Here is a 3,304-nt window from a genome sequence, read left to right on the forward strand (position 1 = left end):
CGTGCGCTGCCCGCACCCGAGTTCACGACCGCCGACGAGGTGTATGTCGCCCCGCGCAACGAGACCGAGCGGGTCCTGTGCGAGGTCTGGGCCGAGGTGCTGGGCCTGAACCGGATCGGGACCGAGGACAACTTCTTCGACCTCGGCGGGGACTCCATCATCAGTCTCCAGGTCGTCTCCCGAGCCCGCCGCGCCGGACTCGCCCTCTCCTCCCGCGACATTTTCCTCCACCCCACCATCTCCGCACTCGCGACAGAGCTTGACGAAGCCGGTGCCGAGGCGGGCGACAGTGGAGCCCAACAGGGGCTCGTCCTGGGGCCGGTAGCGCCGACCCCGGTACGGGAGTGGTTCTTCGGCACCCATCCGGTGGCCCCGGAGCACTACAACATGTCGACCGCCTTCGCGCTGCCCGCCGATGTCGACCTCGACGCCTTGCGGACGGCGGTCGGCGCCCTGCTGGACCACCACGACGCCCTGCGTTCCACATTCCTCCGCACAGCGGACGGGACATGGGCCGGGCATCTCGTCGCCGCCGTGGACCTGGACGCCGTCTTCACCGTCCATGACCTGCCCTCCGTACCGGACGAGGACAGTGAGTGGCAGGCCCTGGCGACCCGTACCAAGGCGGGGCTGGATCTCGAACACGGGCCGCTCGTACGCTTCGTGGTGGGCAGGCCGGGTGCGGGGGGTGGCCGGCTCCGTCTGCTGGTCACCGCACACCATCTGGTCATCGACGGCGTGTCCTGGCGCCTGCTCCTGAGCGATCTCGCCATGGCGTACGACCAGGTTGTATCCGTCGGGGCGACCGATCTCGGGCCCAAGTCGACGTCCGTGCGTTACTGGGCGGACCGTCTCAACGGCCATGTGCAGGCAGGCGGCTTCGGTGAACAGGTCGAGTACTGGCGATCGGTGACCGCGTCCGCGGCATTCGAGTTGCCGCTCGACACACCGGGTGCCGGAAACAAGGTCGCCGACCAGGCCGCGGTTTTGGCCCATCTCGACGCGGACGAGACCCACGCGCTGTTGCACCAGGTGCCGGGCCGGTTCCGTACGCAGATCAACGACGTGCTGCTCGCCGCCCTGGCGCGGACCCTGCGTACGTGGACGGGGGCGGACCGGGTCGCGGTCAACTTGGAGGGGCACGGCCGGGAAGAGATCTTCGACGACACCGATCTGACCCGCACCGTCGGCTGGTTCACCTCCATCTACCCGGTTGCCCTCACGCTCCCGGATCAGGAGTCCGAAGGCGCCGAGGACGACTGGCCGTCGACCATGCGGTCGGTGAAACGCCAACTCAGGTCCGTACCGGATCGCGGTGTCGGATACGGTGCCCTGCGCTATCTCGGTGGGGATCTGGCCGGCGACCCGGACCCGCGCATCAGTTTCAACTACCTGGGGCAGTTCGGTGGCACCGGCGAGGCCGCCGAGAACAGGCTGCTCGGAACGTCGCTGCCGGCGGTCGGCCCCGAACACGGGCCGGAGCAGGAACGCAACCACCTGATCGATGTCGTCGCCGCAGTGGACGAGGGCCGGTTCGTCGTCACCTGGTACTACTCCGCCGCCATTCACCGGGAATCGACGGTCGCCGCCCTGGCGGAGGGCTTCGTCGCCGCACTGCGGAGTGTGTGCAGGGGCTGAGAGATCCGGTCGGCCTCTTACTCAGGTTGAACCAAACGTCATCAACGTCATCAACTTCATCGCCTTCATCAGTCCAGGAGAAGCAGGCCCCCGCCGTGTTCGGCGGGGGCCGGAGGGTTCTCCGCCGGTCGTTCGGTTGTTCTTTTGCCATGCGTACAGGGAGATATGAGATGAGCATGCCACCGTCGCGGGAAAGCCGGATCAGCGCACTGCCGGAGCACATGCAGGCTCTGCTGCGCGAACGGATGGCCGGCCAGGCGGTGGCCTCTGATGCGGACGCCATCAAGCCCGTGGACCGTGGAGCCGAGCTGCCGGCATCCTTCGCGCAGCGACGGTTGTGGTTTCTGGAGGAGTTCAGTCCCGGGGGTGTGGAGTACAACTCCGGTCTAGCGCTGCGGATGACGGGGATCCTGGACACCGGCGCGCTGGAACGGGCGGTCGCTCAGATCGTCGCGCGGCACGAGGGGCTGCGTACGACATTCGACTCGGTGGACGGCCGGGTGATCCAGGTGGTCCACCCGCTGATGACAATTCCGGTCGAGTATCTCGACCTCTCCCGGGCTGGGGAGAGGGCTGCGAGGGACTGCCAGCGCGACGCTGACATCGATGCCAATGCCAGTACCGATGCCGATGCCAGTGCCGATGCCGAGGTCAATGCCTCTGCTGATCGGATCCTGCAAGAGCGCCTGCTCACGCCGTTCGATCTCCGGGTCGGACCGCTCTTCCGGGTGCTGGTGGTACGGCTCGCCGCCGATCGGCATGCCCTGCTGCTCTCGATGCACCACATCATCAGCGACGGCCGCTCGCTGGACGTACTGACCGGAGAACTGGCCACGTGCTACGCGGCGGCACTACGCGGCGGCGACCCGGAATTGCCGGAACTGCCCGTCCAGTACGCCGACTACGCGTCCTGGCAGCACGACCGGCTCACCGACGCCGAACTGGCCGACGGCCTTGCGTACTGGCGGGACCGTCTGGCAGGCCTGGAACCGCTGGAACTGCCGACGGACCGGCCCCGGCCGACGGTACGGAGCGGTGCGGGCGCCGTGCACACCTTCGCCGTGCCATCCGAGCTGGCGGCCGGACTGACCAGGCTCGGCCGGGAGCAGGGTGCGAGCCTGTTCGTGACGCTGACGGCGGTCACACAGCTTCTGCTCGCACGGTACAGCGGACAGGACGACATCGCCGTGGGCACGGCGACGGCAGGACGCGACCGTGCGGAGCTGGAGAACCTGGTCGGCTTCTTCGTGAACACCCTGGTCCTGCGGTCGCATGTGGACGGGGGAGAGACGGTCGGCGAGTTCCTGAGGACAGTGAAGGACACCGTGCTGGAGGCGTTCGACCACCAGAAGGTGCCCTTCGACCGCGTGGTGGAAGCCGTAGCTCCCGAGCGCGATCCCAGCCGCATGCCGCTGGTCCAAGCCATGGTGGTGCTCCAGGGTGCGACCGGCCCGACGCCGGACTTTCCCGGGCTGCGCATCGAGCCCATGAGCGTGTCGCGAGACGCCCTTCCGTTCGACTTCATGCTCGAATTCGAGGAACGCGGGGACGAGTTGCTGGCGGCCGTCGAATACAGCACGGATTTGTTCGATGCGGGGTCTGTGGAGCGGTTGGCGGGGCATTGGGTGGAGTTGGCGGGTGGGTTGGTGGCTGGTGGTGGTGGGGC

2 protein-coding genes are annotated in these 3,304 nt (G+C 67.9%); both read left to right on the plus strand.

Features of this window, described 5'->3' with window-relative positions:
• Positions 1 to 1,638, plus strand: a 1,638-nt coding sequence (locus tag AB0P17_RS43165) for a condensation domain-containing protein (protein WP_365820594.1), incomplete at its 5' end; no start/stop codon positions are given.
• A 176-nt stretch (positions 1,639 to 1,814) separates the two neighbouring features.
• Positions 1,815 to 3,304 (plus strand): condensation domain-containing protein (locus AB0P17_RS43170; RefSeq protein WP_365820596.1); only part of this gene is annotated, 1,490 nt, incomplete at its 3' end.

This window comes from Streptomyces sp. NPDC088124 (assembly GCF_040685895.1).
Lineage (GTDB): Bacteria > Actinomycetota > Actinomycetes > Streptomycetales > Streptomycetaceae > Streptomyces.